This window comes from Bradyrhizobium sp. Ses1, from assembly GCF_059512365.1.
On the sequence record NZ_JCAMOQ010000002.1, the window covers coordinates 308942 to 329878 of the forward strand.

Annotated in this window: 18 protein-coding genes; 3 read left to right on the top strand and 15 right to left on the bottom strand. The window is 60.9% G+C overall.

Annotated features, from left to right (window positions below; genetic code table 11):
* Positions 1 to 13 precede the first annotated feature (13 nt).
* The 15 genes from AC5ZG5_RS04360 to dinB form a co-directional block, all read right to left on the bottom strand.
* Positions 14 to 193 carry a hypothetical protein gene (locus AC5ZG5_RS04360; RefSeq protein WP_456641154.1) on the bottom strand — a complete coding sequence of 60 codons (180 nt, stop codon included), beginning with the start codon at positions 191 to 193 and terminating at the stop codon, positions 14 to 16.
* Positions 194 to 264: 71 nt separating this feature from the next.
* On the bottom strand, positions 265 to 1380 hold the full coding sequence (locus AC5ZG5_RS04365) for a WD40 repeat domain-containing protein (protein ID WP_456641155.1): 1116 nt from the start codon (positions 1378 to 1380) through the stop codon (positions 265 to 267).
* A gap of 8 nt (positions 1381 to 1388) precedes the next feature.
* Complete coding sequence (locus AC5ZG5_RS04370; protein ID WP_155255018.1) at positions 1389 to 1682, bottom strand: hypothetical protein; 294 nt, start codon at positions 1680 to 1682, stop codon at positions 1389 to 1391.
* Positions 1683 to 1704: 22 nt separating this feature from the next.
* Complete coding sequence (locus AC5ZG5_RS04375; RefSeq protein ID WP_456641156.1) at positions 1705 to 2157, bottom strand: hypothetical protein; 453 nt, start codon at positions 2155 to 2157, stop codon at positions 1705 to 1707.
* Between the two features lie 13 nt (positions 2158 to 2170).
* Positions 2171 to 4213 (bottom strand): sigma-54-dependent Fis family transcriptional regulator, encoded by a 2043-nt coding sequence (locus AC5ZG5_RS04380; protein ID WP_456641157.1) that lies wholly within the window; start codon positions 4211 to 4213, stop codon positions 2171 to 2173.
* A 121-nt stretch (positions 4214 to 4334) separates the two neighbouring features.
* Positions 4335 to 4829: a hypothetical protein gene (locus tag AC5ZG5_RS04385; RefSeq protein ID WP_456641158.1), complete on the bottom strand. Its 495-nt coding sequence runs from the start codon at positions 4827 to 4829 to the stop codon at positions 4335 to 4337.
* Between the two features lie 180 nt (positions 4830 to 5009).
* Complete coding sequence (locus tag AC5ZG5_RS04390; RefSeq protein ID WP_456641159.1) at positions 5010 to 6641, bottom strand: molecular chaperone GroEL; 1632 nt, start codon at positions 6639 to 6641, stop codon at positions 5010 to 5012.
* A gap of 96 nt (positions 6642 to 6737) precedes the next feature.
* Positions 6738 to 7574: a metal-sulfur cluster assembly factor gene (locus tag AC5ZG5_RS04395; protein WP_456641160.1), complete on the bottom strand. Its 837-nt coding sequence runs from the start codon at positions 7572 to 7574 to the stop codon at positions 6738 to 6740.
* 5 nt (positions 7575 to 7579) lie between these two features.
* A complete protein-coding gene (locus AC5ZG5_RS04400) occupies positions 7580 to 8602 on the bottom strand; it encodes an amidohydrolase family protein (protein ID WP_456641161.1) in 1023 nt (340 codons plus the stop codon).
* A gap of 137 nt (positions 8603 to 8739) precedes the next feature.
* The gene (locus AC5ZG5_RS04405; protein ID WP_130224117.1) at positions 8740 to 9111 is read right to left on the bottom strand and encodes an MmoB/DmpM family protein; all 372 of its coding nucleotides are present in this window, start codon (positions 9109 to 9111) and stop codon (positions 8740 to 8742) included.
* A gap of 6 nt (positions 9112 to 9117) precedes the next feature.
* Complete coding sequence (locus AC5ZG5_RS04410; protein WP_028162007.1) at positions 9118 to 10188, bottom strand: aromatic/alkene monooxygenase hydroxylase subunit beta; 1071 nt, start codon at positions 10186 to 10188, stop codon at positions 9118 to 9120.
* A gap of 55 nt (positions 10189 to 10243) precedes the next feature.
* Complete coding sequence (locus tag AC5ZG5_RS04415) at positions 10244 to 11284, bottom strand: 2Fe-2S iron-sulfur cluster-binding protein (protein WP_456641162.1); 1041 nt, start codon at positions 11282 to 11284, stop codon at positions 10244 to 10246.
* A gap of 81 nt (positions 11285 to 11365) precedes the next feature.
* Positions 11366 to 13036: an aromatic/alkene/methane monooxygenase hydroxylase/oxygenase subunit alpha gene (locus AC5ZG5_RS04420; RefSeq protein WP_456641163.1), complete on the bottom strand. Its 1671-nt coding sequence runs from the start codon at positions 13034 to 13036 to the stop codon at positions 11366 to 11368.
* 618 nt (positions 13037 to 13654) lie between these two features.
* Entirely contained in the window at positions 13655 to 14707 is a 1053-nt protein-coding gene (locus AC5ZG5_RS04425; protein ID WP_456641320.1) for an NAD(P)-dependent alcohol dehydrogenase, read from the bottom strand.
* Between the two features lie 198 nt (positions 14708 to 14905).
* Positions 14906 to 16153, bottom strand: a complete 1248-nt coding sequence (gene dinB, locus AC5ZG5_RS04430; protein WP_456641164.1) for a DNA polymerase IV — start codon at positions 16151 to 16153, stop codon at positions 14906 to 14908.
* Positions 16154 to 16560: 407 nt separating this feature from the next.
* Between dinB and AC5ZG5_RS04435 the strand changes: the two genes are divergently transcribed.
* The 3 genes from AC5ZG5_RS04435 to AC5ZG5_RS04445 are packed head-to-tail and all read left to right on the top strand — an operon-like array spanning position 16561 to position 20898.
* The gene (locus AC5ZG5_RS04435) at positions 16561 to 17613 is read left to right on the top strand and encodes an HlyD family secretion protein (protein WP_456641165.1); all 1053 of its coding nucleotides are present in this window, start codon (positions 16561 to 16563) and stop codon (positions 17611 to 17613) included.
* On the top strand, positions 17610 to 19940 hold the full coding sequence (locus AC5ZG5_RS04440; RefSeq protein WP_456641166.1) for an ABC transporter permease: 2331 nt from the start codon (positions 17610 to 17612) through the stop codon (positions 19938 to 19940). The genes AC5ZG5_RS04435 and AC5ZG5_RS04440 overlap by 4 nt, the downstream gene beginning before the upstream one ends.
* On the top strand, positions 19927 to 20898 hold the full coding sequence (locus AC5ZG5_RS04445; protein WP_456641167.1) for an HlyD family secretion protein: 972 nt from the start codon (positions 19927 to 19929) through the stop codon (positions 20896 to 20898). Before AC5ZG5_RS04440 ends, AC5ZG5_RS04445 begins: the two co-directional genes overlap by 14 nt.
* Positions 20899 to 20937: the final 39 nt, after the last annotated feature.

The following is a 20937-nucleotide window of genomic DNA, read 5'->3' on the forward strand; positions in this document are numbered from 1 at the left end:
GTTTCGTTAGACGTCACTGTGTTACTGCGCTGCGCTCGAACGGTTTATTCTCGGCGATGAACCTCGCGGCCAGCACCAGGGCGCCCATCGAAAACTCTTTTCCATGCGCGGCGATCATCCGCTCGGAAAGCTCCGCCAGCTCCTTGAAGAATTGATCTTTGCTTTCGGCTTCTGGCGATTGAGTGGCTGTCATGATTTCCCTCCTGACGATAGCGGCAAGGTTTTCCGCCTGGAGCCGGATCAAGCTGTTTGAATCGGGTCCGGCTATTTGAAAATGTGCGGCGGAAACGTCACGATCGCCGCCTCCCCGTCGCCTGTTCCGAATGCAAGATGCTGACCATCGCGGGACCATTGCAAGGCGCGGACAGGGCCTCGACCGGGCGGTTTGACGACCAGTTCGTCGGGGTCTCCGATCCTGGCGACAACGACCATGCCGTCGCCGTAGCCCGCTGCCACCAGGTGACGCTCCGGGTGCATATCCACCGCCTCGACGAGGACGAATCTGGCGCGGCCGGTCGCGAGGTTGGTCGGCTGTTCGCTGGCATCGCTGAGGCTGGAAACGTCCCACGCAATCACCCGATAGCCCCCGCTCGTCACAAGGACGCGGGAGTCTGCACTCCACGAAAGAGACGCAACGCTGGCAGGATAGCCGGGAATCCGGACGATCCGCGCATCGGAAAGGCGCACCAACACGATGCCCGTTTTTGCGACCGATATGGCCAGCCAGCTTCCGTCGGGACTCCATGACAAGGTTGAGATGGAGCCAAAATCGAATGAAGCCGCCGGCTCGGGTCGTGGCCCGAAGGCACGAACAAGCAGACAGCCGTCGACCCCCATCGCAAAGCGCCGACTATCCGATGATACGGCGATTGCCGATGCAGTTCCTCCCGCACGCTCTTGCAGCCAGCCGACGTCGCCATTGGAATCATAGGATATGACTGACCCGCCAGAAGCAGCCAGAATACCCCCAGCCTGCACTGGGGTGACGAGATCGATAGGGGAACCATGGTTTGCGGCTAACTGCGTGATGCCGGATGCCGACACGCCGACCAATCGGCTGCGATCACTTGCGATAAAGCCGGAAGCTCCGATCGGGGCGAGATGAAACGGAGCATCGCTGATTGCGACTTTCGTCAACGGCGGCACCGGTTTTCGTCGCGGTGAAATCGTTGTTCGGCCTTCGTCGAGCGCGATACGACAGCGATCCTGCGGCGGCTCGATATCAGTCAGGGGAGCTATCGCCAGCGCCCCATCGGCGAGGGCGAACGCAACTACCTGTCCCGCCAGGTCGAACGCCACACTGGTAACGGGCGCGCCTAAAGTCCAGTGCCGGCCAAGCAATTCATAGAGCGTTACGGTCTCTGCTTCCATCGTATCCATCGATCGCCTCACATTCGGAGGGGCTGACCCGCGGCGGCAATCCACCTGTCCAGTTCTTCGAGACGTTGCTCCAGCGCGGCGCAATGCGCGTCGCATGCCGCCATTTTGGCATTTGCGTTTTGCAGGCGTCCGCGCGCGTCCTCTAGCTCCTTGGCGAGCGCATGCGAGGCGCCTGTTGCCGCAATCTCCTGCTCGATCCGCTGAATCTCGAACTCCGCCCCGCCGCCAAGCTGACGGTTCAGAAGGCTGCGCGATTGAGCGGACGATATCTCCTGAACGACCAGCAACCGCTGCTTCAGCATTTCGGCAAGCGTCGGAGAATCATCACTCATGAATCCGTCTCGACTTGAACCAGGATTCGCTGCAGGCACCGACATCAGATACGAAGTGTTTCTGCGCATCATTGATGTGAGATCGCAGCGAGTCCCACAGATCGACTCTCAGCAACCGCGCCGGATCTCCGGCCATCGTCTCGAGCGTCTGCAGGCCGAACTGATGTCGCAAGCCGATACCCTGCAAGACGAAATCGGTCAGCTCGCGTGCATGCGTTTCGATGAAGGGACGCAATAGTGGGTGTACGCCGTAGCTGATGCCGCGCTTTGCGAGTTCGGTCTCGATGAACACGATGAAATGCCGCACCAGGAGATTCTGGCTTTCGCCGATCAGGTGCATCATGAAAGTGACGTCGCTGTCGGCGCGCGCAAGAATCTGCGACGCCAGCGTCGCCGCCGCGACCGGCTCTCCTCCGCTCTTCTGTTCATCCCAGACAGTTGCCATGCCTGCCCTGTCCTCAGCTCCGCGAGCGATATTGATGCAATTTGCGATACAGCGTAGCACGCGAAAGCCCCAGCTTTTCGGCGGCGGCAGCAATATTGCCGCCCGCGTTTGCGACAGCCCTCTCGATGGCCCGACGCTCCATTTCGTCGAAGCGCGCGATCTCGTCGCCTCCCGATCTAGGGCCATCCTCCGCCGGCGAGCGCGCCTGAAGTGGCTGAGCCGCAGCTTCCCGGAAATCCTCCGGCAAGTCCCTGGGGGTGACGATGCCGGTGAGCGTCATCAGCACAAGGTTCTCGATCAGATTGCGCAGCTCGCGAACGTTGCCCGGCCAGCTGTAGCGCCGCAGCAATTCCATCGTGGCGGCCTCGAAACGCAGCGGTTCGGTGCTATAGGTCGCGGCGAACTGTCTGTTGAAGTGATCGATCAGGATCTCGACATCGCCCAAGCGCTCGCGGAGCGGCGGGATGATGAACTTGACGACACCGATCCGGAAATACAGATCCTTTCGGAAACGTCCCTCCGCCACCTCCTGCTTCAAGTTCCGATTGGTCGACGCCACGAGCCGGACGTCCACCGGGCGCGGCTTGCTGTCACCGAGCCGGTAGACCGCGCGCTCTTCCAGCACACGGAGCAGATAGGGCTGCAGATCCAGTGGCATCTCGCCGATCTCGTCGAGGCTGAGCACGCCGCCATTGGCAAATTCAAACCGTCCAGGCCTGCCCTCGCGCGTGGCGCCGGTGAAGGCGCCTGGCGCATGGCCGAACAATTCGCCGCCGAGAAGCTCTTTCGATACCGCACCGCAATTGAGGGCAACGAAGGGCTCCTTGCCCGTCTTCTGGCTGGCCGCGTGAACCAGGCGGGCAAATAGCTCCTTACCGACTCCCGTCTCGCCCTCAAGCAGGATTGCTGTCCGGCCGAGCGCCGCCCGCTCAACCTTCTCGACCGTTTGCAGCAATGCTTCACTGCATCCGACAATTGCGTCCTTGGCCGACATGAGTGCGGCGTGGGCTGTCGGCGACATCTGGGATACGGCAAGATTCACGCGCGGCCTCGATGCGAGCACCAGCATCGCGCCCTTCACCACGCCGTCGACCACTAATGGCTCGATCCGCTGCTCCCGCAGTTCCTCAGGCAGCCCATTCGCAAGCTCTCTGGCCAAGAAGCCGTCGGTGCTCGGGAGAAGCTGCGTTCCGATGCTCAAGTCCTGCGATTGCGCAATCCGCCGCCAGCGAACCGAGGCCATGTCGTTGTGATGAACGACCCTGCCGAACCGATCAAGAATGACGACGCCGTCCGCGCTGTTCATCCCGGGCATTCGAGAAATGCTGGCCTCGAGTAGCTGCATTCTCTCGATGCGAATCTTCTCCGAGAGAGCGAGCTCGATATGATTGGCCGCGACCACCGCGAGCGCGACATTATGCCGGTGAAAGATCGCCTGGGGTCCGGAAAAATCGACAATGCCGATGATGCTGCCGTCGATCGGACTACGAATCGGGCTGCCGACACAGGTCCATGCCTTGATGCCCTCCGAAAAGTGCTCGGCCGCATGGACATGAACCGGTTTTCCCGTGATGAGCGCTGTGCCAATGCCGTTGGTGCCGGTAACCGTCTCGCCCCACGCTGCACCGACTTCCAGGCGAATATCATGGCCTGCATCAATCGTCCGCTGATCGCCCCCCACGTCCAGCACGACGCCGTTCCTGTCTGTGATGACGACCATCGTGGCGGCGTCACCGAGCACCTCCGCGACGCGGCGGAAGGTCTCCGCACTCGAACCAAGCAAGTCATCATTCTTCAGACGCAGCTCGTAGAGATCGTCCGGCGAGGCGACGAGATTGCTGCCCTTGCAATGAGCATTGACCCCGGACTGGACACTGCGCTGCCATGATTCCTCGATGACGCCTCGCACTGGCGCGTTCTCCCGCCTGAGGTCCCCGAACGTCAAAAAGTTTTCCCATGCCCTGTTGGTTTCTCGCTCATCGTATGGCCGCCCCTGCTCCGTATCCGTGGCGCCCGGAACTTTGTAGCCTTCCAGGGAAAACGGCGGCTTGGCCATGAGCGTTTCCGTCAGCATTGGAGCACCATACGTACGTTGGCAAACAGCAACCCGATCGGCAGAAACGACCTGAACCGGACCTGATCGGAATCGTCATCCCCACAGGCCGAGTTTACGGAGATCATTCGACGTTTTTGGCGATCGCATCCAACCCGAGACGGCCGGCGATGATCTGTTCCAGGCGTTCCTCGCACACCTCATCGGGCACGCTCACTCCTTCAAGGTCGGCGAGGACCTTGCAGAGCTCTTCATCCAGCGGATCGAAGATTCCGTTCTCGCGCGTCGCGAGAGCGAAGTATCGCGATTGGCCCGTTCCGCGCAGCTCGCCGACAAAATGGAGTTGCCGCCCCGACGCGAGATCAGCGATGACGACACGGCCGTTAAGGCTGATCCGCACGTATGGTTCCAACTCTCTGGGACGGCCTGGCGGCGTCAACCAGAGCTTGCCTGATGGCTGGGGCTGCGGCGGGGGTGCGGAATTGCGCAATTCCTGCCAGCGCCCAGCCGTCAGATGATTGGCGATCGCGTCGATCTTCGTGCGGTTCTTCCGAATGAAGTCCTTCGCCGCGACCTCTTCCCGGCGCGGACCATCGCGCTTGGAAATGATGTGGACCATGTTTTCCTCCCGCCCGGTCGGTCGGATGACCGTAGAGGCTTGTGCACTGCCTCCTTCGGCTCACGCCGGAGCTTTTTAAGATTGTAGCCCGTTCTCGCTCATTGTCACCGTCCAATCATTCGACCACAAAAGGTATGGATCGTCAGACGACGATGCGGAACACTGACCGCGTACAGTGCCTCAAGCGCGCCCTAGCTTCTCTGCCCCGCCCCCCAGCGCCGGTCCCTGGGTCGGGTCGATGTACTGCGGCACGTCGGCCACAAGCGTGTTGGTGGTCAGCACCAGCGTGGCAACGGAAGCCGCGTTTCGAAGCGCGGTATACGTCACCCGCACCGGATCGACGATGCCGGCTGAAACCATGTCGATGAAGACACCGTTGGCGGCATCGAACCCCACGCCCGCCGGTGCGCTCAGCAGGTCGGCCACGACTTTCTCCGCATCATAGCCCGCATTCCGGGCAATGAATGCGGCGGGACGGGATAGTGTTTCGCGCACCAACTTGATGCCCTCGCCGAGGTCGCCATTGACGTTGCCGAGCGTGCGCACGACCACCGGCGCGCACTGCGCCAATGCGGTGCCGCCACCCGGCACGATGCCCTCCTCGGCTGCGGCACGCGCCGCACTGAGCGCATCGTCGATCAACTGGATCGTCCGTTTTTGCTCGACGGGCGTCACGCCACCCGCAAGGATCACCGCCGTTCCTCCTGAGAGCTTCGCCAGGCGCTCCTTGAGCTTGTCCTGCTCGATATTGGGTGGTGCCAGATCGTACTGCTTCGCCACCTGCTGGCGCCGCGCCGCGATCGCCGCTTCGTCGCCACCGCCGCGAATGATCACCGTTTCGCGTCCACTTGCCCGAACTTGTCGCGCGGTTCCCAGATCGGCAAGGCTGGCGTCTTCCAGCTTGCCGCCAAGCTCGCGAGCGATGACCCGTCCCCCCGTTATGATAGCGAGATCGTCCATCATCGCCTTGCGCCAGTGGCCGTAGTCGGGTGGATTTACCACCAGAACCTTGCCGCGGTTACCATCGCCAAGCAGCGTGACGACGACGTCAGGCGCGATCTCTTCAGCGACGATGACAAGCGGTCGCCCGGTCGAGGCGACCGCCGCGCGCACTGCCGACAGTTCGCCCGGAGCTTTGATCTTCAAGTCAGTCAGGAGAATGTAGGGCTGATCCAGCACCACCTCCATCTTTTCGACATCTGTCACCATGTGATGGGAGATGTAACCACGGTCGAACGACATGCCTTCGACCACTTCGAGCGTCGTGCTGGTCGTCAGCCCGTAATCGGAACTAATGATGCCATCCTTGCCGACACGCTCCACCGCCTCCGCGATTAGACCGCCAAGATGGGGGTCGGTCGAGGCGATCGTCGCCACCGCCTGCAGTGTCTTGCGATCAGATACAGCAATTGCCCCACTCTTGAGAGTCTCGACAACGACCTCGACGGCCCGGTCAATCCCCTTGCAGAGATCGACCGCCTTGGCACCGCGCTCCAGGGCTGCAACGCCTCCTTGGATCAGGCCGTTTGCGATCACCATCGCCGTCGTTGTACCATCGCCGGCAACCTCGTTGGTCTGCATCGAGACCTCACGCACCACCTGCGCGCCCATGTTCTCGAAACGGTCAGGCAACTCGATTTCCGAGGCAATGGTGACGCCATCGCGTGACACCATGGGCGTGCCGATTGGCCTGTCGACCATTGCGTTCATGCCCTTGGGACCGAGGGTCGATTCGACCGCGGCGGCAAGCTTCTGGACTCCGCGTGCGAGAGCGCGACGGGCTTCTATGTCATGCAGCAGAACTTTCGCCATTATGTTTCACTCCCACGTGGCTATCTATTTTGTCTGGTCGGGCGGACTTGCTGACCGCTCCGGTTGTTGGCACCCGCAAGCACGAGGCGCGTCACCTCATGCAACCGCGGTGGAATGCTTCTCGACTGGCCCGGCCGCCCGCACGGCACAGCCACTGCCGCAGCCTCCGCACGGCGCCACGTCGACGGCAGTCTGCCCCGCATCGCCGTCGGGCTCGCGATAGCGCGCCGCAAGAAGGCCCCTGCACAACGAGCTGTTAAACTCCATGTTGATCCGCACCCCCCGCAACCGCTGCAGATAAGAAGCAAGCTCGCGGCGCTTGATCGGATGTCCCTCGTAACTGACGAAGACCTGATCACCAGGCCGCCTGGCAAGGCGTTGTTCAACCAAAAGTTCGCGATAGCGCGGCTTCTGGCGCGCGGCTTGCTCCGAACCGAACGCGATTTCGTCATAGGTGCCTAGATTCATCTGACAAATCGCCTGGTCGTCATGACCAGCCTCTCGCAACGCCAGAATCATGACCTCCTGGCGTCGCTCGAACGCCTTGCGGCGGAACTTCTCACGTACCTCATCAAGCGAACCTCCGGAAGCAAAGTCCCGGAGTGCGTCGCCGAACGATTTGCCCTCGCTGACGCCACGATTGATCTCTTCGGCGACCATGTGATCCCGAAGCTGCAGTCGCGTCTCGCTAACCCATGACAGCGAAGACACCGCCCGCTGCATGTCGTCGGCCATGAGGAAAGCGAAGTTCGCTGAGCACCAGTAGGTCGGCAAGCGGAAGACGATATCGACCCCGCCGTCATCATCGACATTGACAAGCTCAACAAATCCAAGCTCGGTGACCGACTCGTCGAGCTCGGGATCGGTGACCAGCGCGAGGCGTTCCCATACCTCGCGGGTCCTTCGGTCATGATGCAGAAGGACAGCGTCCATCGTTGTCACTCCGCCGCGGTTGCGTGCGCGCTTCCCGCGAGCTTGCCCCTCTGCGCCTCGACATCCACCCCGTAGAGGCGCGCGGCGTTGAGACCGAGGATCTTCTTCTTTGCCTGCAGCGTCAGATCGACGCCGTGCTCCTGCTTCAGATCGTCGGGCAGCTCGAAGTTCCAGAATTTTTCGACGAGCCAGCGGGGCGTCCAGATGGCGTAATCGCTGCCGAAAAGAAGCTTGTCTTCGCCGACCCAGAACAGCAGTTCGCTGATCACTTCGGCGAAATAGCGTGGACGGCCATGGATGAACGGCAGCGCCACCGCGAGGCCGCCATAGACGTTGGTCTCCTGCACAGCGATCCAGCAGAAATCGTCCAGTCGCGGCAAGCCGCAATGCTCGATGATGAAATTAAGACCCTGGAAGTCGGTGGCTGCATGATCGACGTCGTGAACATCGAATGCATCCTTGTCCAATGGAATGATGGTCGGCCCCTTGTGGACGTGGATGTTCTTGATGCCGAGCTTTTCGCAGAGCTCGAGGCAACGATAGGCGTTTGGATCGGTCAACTTCCAGCCCCGTGACTCGCCCTTCCACTCCGCCGTATAGAGCTTCACGCCCTTTATGCCGAACGTCTCCTTCATATAATGAATGTATTCGAGCGCCCGCTCTCCATCCCGTGGATCAAAGGCGCCGTTGACAATGAAGCGATCCTTGTACCGCTTCGCCATTTCGGCGTTGCGGTCGATCGTATTGAACCCGTTCTTGTAGAATTCGGTAAGGTACGTCGACTGCACGATCGCCATATCGTCCGGGCCGTCGACGAACAGATCGTGGTACATCTGCTCGGCGCTGTACTTCTCGAACTGGTCCTTGGGCCAGAGCTTATCCGGCGGGCTGAGTGAGGTATGATAGGCGTAGAAGCAGTCAATGAACTGCTTGCCGTGAATGTTCCGCTGGTTCGCCGGACTGCCGTCCCAGAAATGGGTGTGCCCATCGATGACGAAGACTTCCTCGCCGGTGGGGGTTATGAACATGATAATCTCCAAGGTTTTGCTAAGCGCTTTTCCATCAACGTCGGGACCGCCGACCGTGCGAGAAATTGGTGGGGCCGCAGTCACCAGGATACGACCCCACCCAGGCTCGGGAGTTGCAAGAGGTCACTCCCAAGAGGTCACTCGATGTATTCGAAGACCTCTTCCATGTTGCCGAACAGCGTCACCGTATTGTCGTCGATACGCACCATTCGGCCATAATGGGTCGAGGTGTTCACTTCGAAGATCTCGGCCGTCATGTCTTTGCCGAGAATTTCGCTGATCTCATCCATCTTGAAGACCAGCTTGCCCTCACCGTCGATGCGGATCAGGGCTGGCTGGTAGGTCACGGTCACGTTCGGCTTCTTCGCCATGAACTCGGCGATGGCACGCGCTTCCACGCTGTCATTCATCGTGACGCCGCACTGATGAGAAATCGTCTGGTCGAAGACGATGTCTCCCATCTTCTGGAAGATGTTCTGGTTGGTCGCAGTTCTGGAAGCAACGGACATTGCAATTTACTCCTTGGGAAGGACGAGACCGAGCTCGCCGAGGATCTTCTTGATGCGTTCGACCGACTGTGCGCGGGCGTCGGCGTACTGCACCGGCTTCGAATGCGGCTGCGACCAGATCGGCTGCAGGCCGGCGGCCGCCTTGTTGGCGAGCGCCACGTGCTTGTCCACCCAGCCCTGGAACAGGTTCTTGTTGTGGGCGGCATGCTGATTGTCGGTCACCAGAAGATGCAGAAGGTCGATCGTGTTCGCGAGATTGCGCTCATAGTCGGCCTCGGCCGCCGAAATGACGGACGGCGTGATGAAGTCGCCGTTCGACGAGGCCACCTGCATCAGGAAGCCGCTACGAAACAGCTCACCGACGAGCGGCTCGAACACGATGTTGATGGCGAAGTATTGCTCGAGATAGTCGGACGAACCCATGATCGATTCGACCGCTTCCCTTGCGCCTTGCCAGCCCTTGTCTTCCAACCAGGTGCGCTTGCCCGCCGCGTCGTCGAAGCCCGGAATGTCCATTCCGATCTCGGCGAGATAGAGCGTGATGTCCTGCGCAAGGCGAAGCTTGTAGGACGAGTTGGTCAATGTCGCATTGTTGATCATCTGCGTATAGCCGTAGCGCTGAGCCTGCATCAGCGACGTGCCGAGGCCGAACTCGACATGTTTCCACGCGCCGAGGTGATTTTGCAGAATCTTGACCCACGCTTTGTTGAAAGCCTTCGGCGCGCCGGACTTGCGGCCGTTGGCGATCACCGATTGAACCATCCCTTCGATCTTGGACTGACGCTGGTAGTGGGTGCGCTCCCACTCCTGGTCGGGCGCACGGAATGCATGCCAGTTCGAGCTCAGCGCCGCAGTGTTGTCCTTGGTGTAGGCGCCCTTCCCGTTGGGGAAGGAGATGATCCAGTCCTGCAGCAAATAGCGTTCCGGATCCGGCTGCACATCAACGGTCACGTCCTCGTAGTGCGTCGCCCGCTTGCTGCGCGGCTCGAAATACCTGTACCTGCGGCTGTCCGAATCCGGAAACACCGCAGCGCCTGCTGCACCGGATCCCACTGAAACGCTTGGAACTGCAGTCATAGTCTCCTCCTCCCATTGGTGGCTTTGCACTTGATGGACCGGCACTCGGAAAGTCTCAGTTGGCGGCCGGCGTGAACTTGTCGAAGAAGATGCGGTCCGCTTCGACATCGTTCATCTGCAGCACCGGCGTCAGCGCCTCGATCATCGGCGATGGTCCGCAGGCATAGACGTCGACGTCTTCCCCGTATCCCGAGCTGCGCAGGTGTGCCCCGACCGCTTCATGCACGAAGCCCTTTTCCCCGCGCCAGGCTGTGTCGTCGGCTGCGTGAGAGAGGACGGGCACGAACGTAAAATCCGGATGCTTTGCCGAGAGTTCTGCAAAGCGATCGAGATAGAAAAGGTCGTTCTGCGTCCGGGCTCCGTAGAAGAAGCGCACTGGACGCGCTTCCCCGGAGCTGATGTGATCGTGGAGGATTGACCAGAGCGGCGACATTCCCGATCCGCCCCCGACCAGGATCATGGCTCCGTTTCGGTTTTCTCGCCGGAAGCAGGTGCCGTAAGGTCCCCTGATCCCGACCCTGGTTCCGAGGGCAAGGTCCCCGTCGAGCCGGGAGGAGAAACGTCCGTTCGGGTACTTCTTGATGATGAATGCGAGTTTTTGGCCTTCGAGCGGCGAATTTGCCATGGAAAACGAGCGCGTAATCGTCTCTGCCCCCGCGAGCGTGATGTCGACATATTGACCCGCCCAGAACTTCAGAGGTTGCTCCAGCGAGATCTCAAGGTGCCTGATGTCGTGGGTCAGCGCGGAGACGCTCGTCACTGTGCCCGTGAAGTCCCTGACCGGTATCGATTTCGACAGCACCTCTTCGTCATAGTTGAGGAGCTCTACTTCAAGATCCGAGTAGGCCAACGTGCGGCACAACAAAATGTAATCCTGACCACGCTCCATCTCGTTGAGCGCGAACGTCGAGTATTTCTTCAGCTCCACATCGCCCTCGGTAAGGACGCATTTGCACGCTGAACATTGTCCCTCCTTGCAACCATGCGGCAACGCGATGCCTTGGCGGAAGGCGGCATCAAGGACGGTCTCGTTCTCCTCGACCTCGAATTCTATGCCTACCGGATGCAGGCGAACGACATTAGCGGGCGCGCCCATGGGGCCTCCTCAAACCAAGGCTTGCAGAACTTTCAGGGATTGAGAGAAGGAGCCGACCGGAGCCGGCTCCTTTCGTTTGGGTCAGTTGCAGGGATTGATGGTGAATCCCTTGCGATACTCGGCGAGATGCGCCTCCCGGTCGGCCGGGCTCATTTCTCGCAGCGTCAGCAGCGGGCTCTTCAAGGTGTGGCCGCGGACATCGTCAAGCGTCCACATCTCCTTCTCGTCGAAGCGCAGGTGTGGCTGCGGCACCAGCGTCTTGCCGTCAGTGCGGACGAAGCCGAGGTCCTTGATCGCATCGGCGAGGTCCCAGCCATCGTAGCAGCTTTCCCATTCCCGCCGTCCGCTGAACCGGCCCATCGCGGGCGTCGGTCGTCCCTCGTATTCGCCGGCGAATGCCTGCACGGCAGTCCAGCGATCCAGCTCATGCGCGAAGGTATAGAGCTTGCCGTCAATCTCGTCCGTAACGATGTCCTCACGGATCAGGCAAGGCACCAGGCACGACCAGCAACGATGCGGATAGACGTAGCCGACATCGCTATTGAAGAGGATGTTGGTCTGGCCGGGATGCGACAGCTTCTCGTACCATTTCCAGAATTCGCCGAACTGGGCGTACCAGCCCGGATATTTATGCTCGAACCACTCGAAGTCCTTGTCGGTCTGAGCTTCGATCCGCCAGAAGTTCACCGACCAGCCAACCGCGAAGAATTGCGCGACCCTGTGCACGTAGTGCTTCTCGGTCAGGCGCTTCCAGGCTGTCTGGACGTCGTCATGATGGATCTTGATGCCGTATTTCTCGAGCGGCAGCATATAGGTGCGATAATAGTCCTCGAATATCCAGCGATGCCACATCTCCGCATAGGACTCCTTGGTCTTGTCGCGGTTCGTGGTTCCATACTCGATGAAGGTTCCGATCGCGGCATCGACGATCGCGTGGTTCTGCCAGAAGGCATAGCGCAGGTCCCGCTCGATCAGCAGATGGTTGTCGGGCTCCTTGAGCATGGACATCAGCATCGAATGGCCGTTGCCGATGTGCCGGCTTTCGTCCGACTGCACGGAAAGGAACACGGTCGGAAGCGCGTAGTCGCCGTTGCGAGCGGCTTCGGACGGCATCGCCACGAACAGCGTGTTCGTGAAGGCAGTCTCAGCCACGACGGTCAGATAGATGTTCGCCGAAGTGATTGCGTCACCGGTGATGAAGCCCTCACCAAACTGACGGCCGATCGTGGTGGCGTAGCACTTGCCGAACGCCTCTTCCGTGATATCGAACCCGGCCGGATCGATGTAGTTCTCCATGTACCACTTCTTGAGGTTCATCTGGATCGTCGAGTGACGAAACTCGTCGACCATCTGCATCGTGAAGCCGGTGCGGAGATCCTCACCCGGAGCGAGACGGCCGACCATCGCCATCGAGCGCGCCGCCGATATCTCGGGGAACGGGATGATCGCCAGGAACAGCTTCATCCACTCGACCCATCGCGGCTCGACGTTGCGGAACATGTCGCCGCGCAGGGCCGCATCAAGCGCGCCATAGACGCGGTTGTCCTTTTCCTCCTGCATCGGGAAATAGGAGCGAAGGACCTGTTTCATCGGGTCCTTCGGCGCCTTCGTGATCTTGTAGTCCGTGGGGAAGGTCATCGCTTCCTGGACGTAGGAAGGATTCCAGCCGAGATCTGCAATCTTCTTTGCAGCGTCACCGACGGAAATGCCGCGCTGGGCGGTGATCTTGTTGAGCGTTAGCGTTCCAGACATCTAGTCTATCCTCCTGATCGAGTCAGAAACCACATCGATATTCCGCCTGCCCTGCGCCTCGACGGGCCGGGCAGTGCTTACCCGTGCGTTACGGGCCACCTCGCGGCCGTTCTCACGACCGGACGTTTGATATCGGCAAGGGTCTCAGGATGACTGTGGAGCGCTCTGCGGACGATCAGCAGCGATCATGGAACCAGCGGCCTCGATCGCAATTGCGTTGTCCCGCAGAAGATACGCCCTCAGCTCGACATCCCCTTCCCTCGTTCTTTTCGCGGCTCGCCCCAGACGATGGACCAGTCAGCGTTGTTGTGCTCAGGAGCTTTGCAATGGGCGTGCCAGCTCGTCCGAGCGCCTCGCCAGATGATTTCTGATGACGTGAGCATGAGATGAGTGACGGTCGCGCCCGCACGGCTCTCGGCTTGACGACTGATCGAGACGCAAATTGCGACAGGAATTGCAAAATGAGAATCGCTGCAACGCAGAGGCGTCAGTTTGCATCGCAATGTTTGCGCCGCAATAGCGGTCACTCGCTTGGACCAAGTCCGCCATGGCATATGACGGGCGGACGCCAAATCCATCGCGAGCAAACGGATGCCCGCGATGGATTAGAACTCTTTGTCAAGGAATCAAAACTGCGCGTCCATGGATCTTGCCGGCGTTGAGATCGTGCAGTGCCTTGTTGGCGTCCGCGAGGCGATATTCGGCGGTTGCGAGTTCGACCAAACCCCGATCCGCAAGCGCCATCAACTCCGTTAGCTCGGCCCATGTACCGACCAGGTTGCCGATAATGTTTTTCTCGGTGATCACCATATCCACGGTCGGAACGCGGATGTCTTCACCGTAGCCAACAACGTAGTAGCTGCCCATCGGGCGGGTCATCGCCAGCCCCTTGGACGTCGTGCCTTTCTCGCCAACAAAATCGATCACGGCTTCCGCGCCGTTTCCGGCAGTCAATGCCAGAACGGCTGCCACTTCGTTGCCGTCAGCTTTCACCAGATGGTCGGCGCCCGATTTTTCGGCCAGCTTCAGCGACGCTTCGGACTTGTCGACAACGATGATATCGGCCGCACACATCGCCTTGAGACACTGGATTCCGATGTGGCCCAACCCACCTGCACCGATTACGACGCAGGATTCGCCCGGCAAAAGGTGACGAGAGGCCTTCTTGACCGCGCGATAGGCCGTGAGGCCCGCATCCGCATAAGGCGCCACATCCTTTGGCGCAAGAGTTCGTGGCAGCGGCACAATATTGCGTTCGGAGGTGCAAAGGAATTCTGCATAGCCGCCGTTGCAATCAAGCCCCGGAAACGTGCCGGGACCATGCATATCGAAGCCTCGGCGACAGGCGAGACAGGTGCCACCGGTGATCTTCGGGTGAACGATGACCGGGTCACCCTTCTTTACTCCCTCGACTTCCTTGCCAACCTCTTCGATCCAACCTGCATTTTCGTGTCCCATGATGATGGGTAGCAGTTTGTCGCCGGTCGGATCCATATGCGGCTTCCATACACCTTCGATGATATGAAGGTCGGTCCTGCATACGCCAGCACCACCGATGCGGACGATGACATCAGTCGATTTAGTCAACTTGGGATCAGGCGCTTTTTCTTCGCTGACCCACTGGTCGTTGGAAAGCTTCTCGTCGTACGCTCTCAATACTTGGGCTCTCATGTTGTCCTCCGTCTGCCCGGCGAGCTTTGCGCTCGCCATCGCGGAGGCGCCTCAGCATTTTTCGTGCCAGCGGAGCTGTACAGCACAAGCGCGCGCATCTAAGCACGTCAGGAACGGCGAGGTCTTTGCCGCTGGCGGCTAGCTGGTAAATAGGAGCTCGTACCCACCGGTCGCTTGTCGGGCCAAGGCTTTCGAGGGTTAGAGGTCTTTTTCGGCGAGTTTGCGAAACTCGTCGGGCACGGAACGAGAAATGCCAAGCGCTGCCGGGCCGTATCCGATCGCATCCCATCCGAAGCGATCGCGGATCTTGTCGACGGCGCAATCAGCCGCCCAACGGGCCATGCCTATCCTGGTGCCGGGGCGGCGCGCTTCATCTTGAAGTTCAAGGGGGAGTTCGAGCTCGAGATCCCAGTGCTCCTCAAGATGCGACACGGAGATCGCCAATAGCGAGATGGTCTTCTGGTCCGGATGATCTGCAAGGATTGCTCGCACCAGTTCCTCGGCGATCTCAGCAAGAATCATGGTCGCGGAGATCGGCGCATCGAGCGTTACCGAGCGCGTCACCGAGCTCAGGTCGGCGAAGCGAACGCGGACCGTCACGGTTCGACCGGGCCTGGACTTCACCCGGAGTCGCGTAGCGATGCGGTCCGCGAGGTGAAGCAGCGTGGGTCGAATAATCCGCTCTTCGGCCGGCTTCCTGCCAATCGCTGACTGCGCCCCTGCCGATCCGGCCCGGCGGTGAGACTTGATCTCCCGCGGATCGCGATTCCATGCCAGCGCCGCGAGTTTCTCGCCTGCAGCGGGACCGAGCAAGCGCTCGAGCGACCATCCCGGTGTCTTTGCCAGATGCCCGATGGTCAGCACGCCGATTTCGGCGAGCTGCGCCTTCGTGACGGGACCCACTCCCCACATCAGCTCGACGGGCAGGCGGTGAAGGAACTCCAGTTCGGTGTCGGGATCCACGACCACGAGCCCATCTGGCTTCGCCACTTGCGAGGCAATTTTCGCCAGATGCTTGGTGCGCGCCACACCGACCGAGATCCCAAGACCGATCTCCATCCGCACGCGTTGGCGGATTGTCTTTGCAATTTCGGCGGGCGTACCGAAGAGATGGGTGCAGCCGGCAACGTCGGCAAACGCCTCGTCGATGGAAATACGCTCCACCAGTGGCGTGAAATCGCCGATCACCTTGATGGCAGCATCACCCAGCCGTTGGTAGTCCTTGAAATGGCCGCCGACAAAAGTGAGTTGCGGACATAGCTGGCGTGCGTGCCGTCCCGGCATACCACCTCGAACCCCGAACGCCTTGGCTTCGTATGAGGCAGCAAGCACAACCCCGCCACCGACAGCGATAGGTCTGCCGCGCAGCGAAGGATCGAGCAGTTGCTCGACCGAGGCGTAAAAGGCATCAAGGTCTGCATGAAGGATGGTGGCCGCCGTTGCCATCCAGAGCGTTTACCGGTGAAATTTGACCGAAATTCACTGAGAACATAATGCGAACATGCTGGAACGCGTGTCAAGCCGGGTTTCACAAAGGCTGAGAAGCTATTGGCTGCTCAAGCCTGGGCCTGGTTGAGCGACCGTTCTCTCTTCAGCTCACGGGAACGCGATTGAGCGAAAGGCTCCTGTTGCACGGCCGTCATCAGGTCTCCGTACAGCATACCGATATCGAGACGAGACCATCATCCCCAGTGACGAGCGGACGGTACCTGATAAGGGCAGAGGTTGACATGCACCCTGCCGATAGTTGATCTTTTTGCTCGCGGAATTCAGCGGATCGAGATTGGACAGACCTAACAACCAAGGCTAGCAAACGACTACCCCGGTCACGGAAAGGGGAATCAGGCGCGGACATGCCGATCTCTGACAAGGAAATTCAAAGTACGTCCGACGCACCAAGGGACGGAGAGAAAAACACCCGCACCGCGACGCGCGCTCCTTCCATCATTGTCGGCATCGTTGCAGCTGCCGTCGTCGCGCTCTCTGTCTTCTATCTCTTGCGACCGGAACCACTGCTCGTCCAGGGCGAGGTCGATGCAACGCGGCTGGATATAGCCGCGCGTGTCGACGGGCGGGTCAAGGAAATTCCCGTCGAACGTGGCCAGAACGTTCCGGCTGGCGCTGTGCTCGTGCGGATCGACAATCCCGAAACTCTGGCCAAACACGAGCAAATGAAGGCAGCAAAGACTGTCGCCGAGGCTCAACTTGCCAACGTCCTCGTCGGAACACGGGTGGAAACCATTGCCGCACGGAAAGCGGCAATGGAGCGGGCGCAGGCTGCCCAGGTGCTTGCCCAGAAGACCTTTGACCGTACCTACACATTGACTCAGCAAGGCAATGCGCCGCAAGCCCGTCTCGACCAAGTGACCGACACGCTGCACGAAAGCGAGCGCGCAGTCGATCAGGCCAAATCGTCCTACGACCAGGCTGTCAATGGCTACACAAAGGAGGAGCGGGCGATCTCCAGGGCCAACGTCGAAAAGGCCATTGCCGATATCCAGAGCGTTCAATCGATCATCGATCAACTCGTGGTCTATGCCCCCGTCGCCTCGCAGATCTATCAGCGCAATATTGAGCCTGGCGAATACGTATCGCCGGGCGTGCCGCTGGTTACCTTGATCGATCTGGGCGACGTCTGGATTCACTTCGATCTTCGCGAGGATCTCGTCAAGGGCTTGAAGGTCGGCGATCGATTTGATGTCCGCATTCCGGCTCTCGATGACCGCCGCGTCACCGTCGAGGTCAAGCTTATTGCAACCAAGGGGGAATATGCGAGCTGGCGGGCCACGCGTGCTTCGGGCGATTTCGATTTGCGGACGTTTTCGATTCGTGCCTACCCGGTCCAGCCGGTGCCCGAGCTGCGACCAGGTATGAGCGCCTATCTCGACTGGCGGTCGCGGCAATGAGGCTGGCGTTAACACCGGGATTTCTGCTGGTCGCACAGCGCGAGTGCCAATGGCTGTTTCACGATCGTGTGGCGCTGCTTTTGATCTTTGGCGTGCCTCTCTTCGCGTTCGTGGTTCTCACAACGGTCTTCAGCCATCCGGTCATCCGGGGGCTCGGCGTGACGGTCGTCGACGAGGACAAGTCGGACGCTTCGCGTGCCCTGGTGGAATACGTCGCGGCATCTCCGAGCCTGAAAATCGTCGACCGCTCCGGTACGCTGTCCACGGCCGTGAAGGATATACGGTCCGGAAAGGCGATCTCGGCAATCTATATCCCACCGGATTTCGAGCGCGACCTGCAGGCTCAACGCCGTCCGCAGGTGGTTGGATTCTACAACCAGCAGTTCCTGACGGCGGCCGGCATTGCCTCCTCGGGGCTGAGCGATGCGCTTTCCGCCGCAGCCGCCGTGGCAGCCCCCGCGAAGCACGCAGCGCCCACACCAGCCTCGATCGGAACGATGGCCGGGGAAACCATCGCGCTTGTCAATCCTCAAAAGAACTATGCCCAGTTCCTGCTCCGTGCGCTGCTGCCGACGATCATCCATGTAGTGATCACGCTCGCGGCAGGCTATTCCGTCGGCTCCGAATTCCGCCGGCGCGACGCGCGGGCCTGGCTCGAAAGTGCCGGAGGCGATCCGGTCGTTGCGCTAGCCGGCAAGCTCGCGCCCCTCTTCGGCATCTTCCTCCTCATCATGCTTGCCGAGCCGCTCTTCCTGGAGGGCGTGCTGCAAGTCCCCTTCAGGGGAGACCTGCCGTTGATGGTGGCCGCCGGCTCGCTCCTGATTGTAGCCTACCTCTCGCTCGGTGCCCTGCTGCAGCTCCTGGTCGGCGATCTGGCGACGGGGCTGGGACTTGCGGGCCTCGTTGCCTCTCCTGCATTCGGCTACGCCGGCGTCGGCTTCCCCGCGATCGGCATGAATGCGTTTGCGCAAGTCTGGAGCGCGATACTGCCGCTGCGCTGGTACATGGCCGTGTTGTTGGGCCAAGCGGCACGCGGATTGCCGGTGTCGGACTCCGCCATTCCGTTCGCGGCGCTCGCCGGCCTGACGATGCTCTATGCTGGCCTCGCCTTGCTGCGTATAGCGAGCCTCAAGCGCAGGGGCTGGTTTGAGACGGCGCGACCAGCCGAGCAATCAGAGATCGGCCGCGCGCCCCCCGGCGTCGGCGGCGCCTTCATGGCGGAGTGGCGGCGCGTGCTCGGCGCGCGGAGCGCCTTCACCCTCCTGTTCCTGGCTCCCTTGGTCTACGGCATTTATTATCCGCAACCCTATCTGAATCAGATCCTGCGCAAGCTTCCCATCGCGGTCGTCGACAACGATCTGAGCGATCTCAGCCGCCAGATCGTCGAGACGCTGGATGCGAGCGGAGCATTGAGCGTTGCGGTCCGCACCCGTACACTCGCCGAGGCACGCACCGCAATCGATCGTGGGAAGGCCTTTGCCGCCGTCGAAATCCCCCCAAACACTGAGCGCGACGTGCTCAAGGGCATCACCGCTCACATTCCGATCTACGCGGATGCCACCTATTTGTTCATATTCAGATCGACCGCCAGCGGGGTCGCCACCGCAATCGGGACATTGACGTCCGAGCTTGTTTCGCGAGGCGCACGCTCGGATGGAAGCCTTGTCAAGGCGAAGCTGGCGAGTTCGAGCCCGGCCGACATTCTGCTGCAGCCGATCTTCAACCCCGTGGGCGGCTATGCAAGCTACATCGTCCCAGCGGCGTTTGTGCTGATCCTGCAGCAAACCCTTCTGATCGGTGCGGCGATGTTGACCCGTACTGCGCTGGCAACCGGCGGCGGAGCGTTCGCCGGCGTGCTCGGCCGCGGCATCGCCCATCTGACGATTTACCTTCCAGCGCTCGCACTTTATCTCATCGTGCTGCCGCGCATCTATGGCTTTTCAACGCTCGGGCATCTTCCACAACTGCTCGCGCTTGCTGCCGTCTTCCTGCTTGCGACGAGCTTCATGGGGCAGGCCGTCGGCGCCTGGTTCACGCGGCCCGAAAACGCAACCATCCTGCTCCTTGCAACCAGCCTGCCCCAATTCTTCACCGCCGGCTTCGCATGGCCGCGCGAGGCGATCCCCGATGTGGCCATCGCCCTGGGCCGACTGTTCCCGGCCGACTTCGCGATTGACGGCCTCGTGCGCATCAACCAGCTCGGCGCCAGCATTTGGGAGGTCGCACACGATTGGCTTGGACTGTGGTGCTTGGCGCTTGCCTATTTCGTGCTCGCCGTGATCTCAGCGCTTGCCGTCAAGAGAGGGCAGACACGTGCGCAAAGCTAGGCGTGTCGCCATCGCCGCGATCGCACTCGCGCTCGTCGCGGGCGTTGTGATCTATTCCGTCCGTGGTTCCGGATCGCCGTCCGCAATCGTTGGCGTCGTGCGGGCGACCGAGGTCAGGGTGGAGCCGGAAGTAAACGGCCAACTCGTTTCGATTGCGGTCAAGAAGGGCGCGCAGGTACATGCCGGCGATGTCCTCGCGACGCTCTCGGCGGTGGAGTTGACCGCACAGGTGGACCAGGCGCGCGCCGCGCTCGCCTCAACAACCGCGAACCGCAACAACGTCTATGCCGGCGTCAGGCGTGAGCAGGTCGACTCTCTGAAAGCTGCAATCGCCAAGGCAAAGGCCCGCCTCGACTATGTGCAGGCCCAGCTCACAAGAACCACCACGCTGGCGCGTCAGAGCTTTGAGTCCCAGCAGGCGCTTGACCAGGCCGAAAACGACGCCGCGAGCGCACGTGCCGATGTGGCGGAGGCCCAGGCGAACTACGATGCGGCCGTGGCGGGTCCGACCCAGGAGGAACGCGCGATCGCCGATGCAGAGGTGCAGGCCGCAGCGGCCGCGGTCGCGGTGCTCGAGCGTCGCCTCGACAAGATGGTCTTGCGTGCTCCCGCCGACGGTGTGGTCAGCGTCATCGCCGCAGAAGTCGGCGAGAACGTTCGCGCGGGTCAACCGATCCTGATGGTCGAAGCGGCGGGCAAGCAGTGGCTTTCATTCAATGTGCGCGAAGACCATCTGAGCGGTCTCGCGGTCGGAGAAACAGTCGGCGTGGTGCGGAACGGCAACGACGGCGCGATCAAGAGCGCCATCGCCGAACTGCGGCCGCTCGGCGTCTTTGCGACCTGGCAGGCCGAGCGCGTGATTGGCGATCACGACCGCAACACGCTACGCTTGCGCCTCGACCCACAGGGAGAGGCGGCCAGCCTCGAGCCAGGTATGACTGTTTGGATCAAGCAGTGACCACAACGCACTGCCTGCCCGTCCCGTAGCGGTCACCAC

Bases quoted from the DNA above. Each gene is read 5' to 3' on its own strand.
- AC5ZG5_RS04415 (WP_456641162.1), bottom strand. From the start codon at position 11,284: ATGGGCGCGCCCGCTAATGTCGTTCGCCTGCATCCGGTAGGCATAGAA.
- AC5ZG5_RS04395 (WP_456641160.1), bottom strand. From the start codon at position 7,574: ATGGACGCTGTCCTTCTGCATCATGACCGAAGGACCCGCGAGGTATGG.
- AC5ZG5_RS04385 (WP_456641158.1), bottom strand. From the start codon at position 4,829: ATGGTCCACATCATTTCCAAGCGCGATGGTCCGCGCCGGGAAGAGGTC.
- dinB (WP_456641164.1), bottom strand. From the start codon at position 16,153: ATGGCAACGGCGGCCACCATCCTTCATGCAGACCTTGATGCCTTTTAC.
- AC5ZG5_RS04440 (WP_456641166.1), top strand. From the start codon at position 17,610: ATGAGGCTGGCGTTAACACCGGGATTTCTGCTGGTCGCACAGCGCGAG.
- AC5ZG5_RS04400 (WP_456641161.1), bottom strand. From the start codon at position 8,602: ATGTTCATAACCCCCACCGGCGAGGAAGTCTTCGTCATCGATGGGCAC.
- AC5ZG5_RS04410 (WP_028162007.1), bottom strand. From the start codon at position 10,188: ATGACTGCAGTTCCAAGCGTTTCAGTGGGATCCGGTGCAGCAGGCGCT.
- AC5ZG5_RS04370 (WP_155255018.1), bottom strand. From the start codon at position 1,682: ATGCTGAAGCAGCGGTTGCTGGTCGTTCAGGAGATATCGTCCGCTCAA.
- AC5ZG5_RS04425 (WP_456641320.1), bottom strand. From the start codon at position 14,707: ATGAGAGCCCAAGTATTGAGAGCGTACGACGAGAAGCTTTCCAACGAC.
- AC5ZG5_RS04360 (WP_456641154.1), bottom strand. From the start codon at position 193: ATGACAGCCACTCAATCGCCAGAAGCCGAAAGCAAAGATCAATTCTTC.
- AC5ZG5_RS04365 (WP_456641155.1), bottom strand. From the start codon at position 1,380: ATGGATACGATGGAAGCAGAGACCGTAACGCTCTATGAATTGCTTGGC.
- AC5ZG5_RS04380 (WP_456641157.1), bottom strand. From the start codon at position 4,213: ATGGCCAAGCCGCCGTTTTCCCTGGAAGGCTACAAAGTTCCGGGCGCC.
- AC5ZG5_RS04375 (WP_456641156.1), bottom strand. From the start codon at position 2,157: ATGGCAACTGTCTGGGATGAACAGAAGAGCGGAGGAGAGCCGGTCGCG.
- AC5ZG5_RS04435 (WP_456641165.1), top strand. From the start codon at position 16,561: ATGCCGATCTCTGACAAGGAAATTCAAAGTACGTCCGACGCACCAAGG.
- AC5ZG5_RS04420 (WP_456641163.1), bottom strand. From the start codon at position 13,036: ATGTCTGGAACGCTAACGCTCAACAAGATCACCGCCCAGCGCGGCATT.
- AC5ZG5_RS04390 (WP_456641159.1), bottom strand. From the start codon at position 6,641: ATGGCGAAAGTTCTGCTGCATGACATAGAAGCCCGTCGCGCTCTCGCA.
- AC5ZG5_RS04405 (WP_130224117.1), bottom strand. From the start codon at position 9,111: ATGTCCGTTGCTTCCAGAACTGCGACCAACCAGAACATCTTCCAGAAG.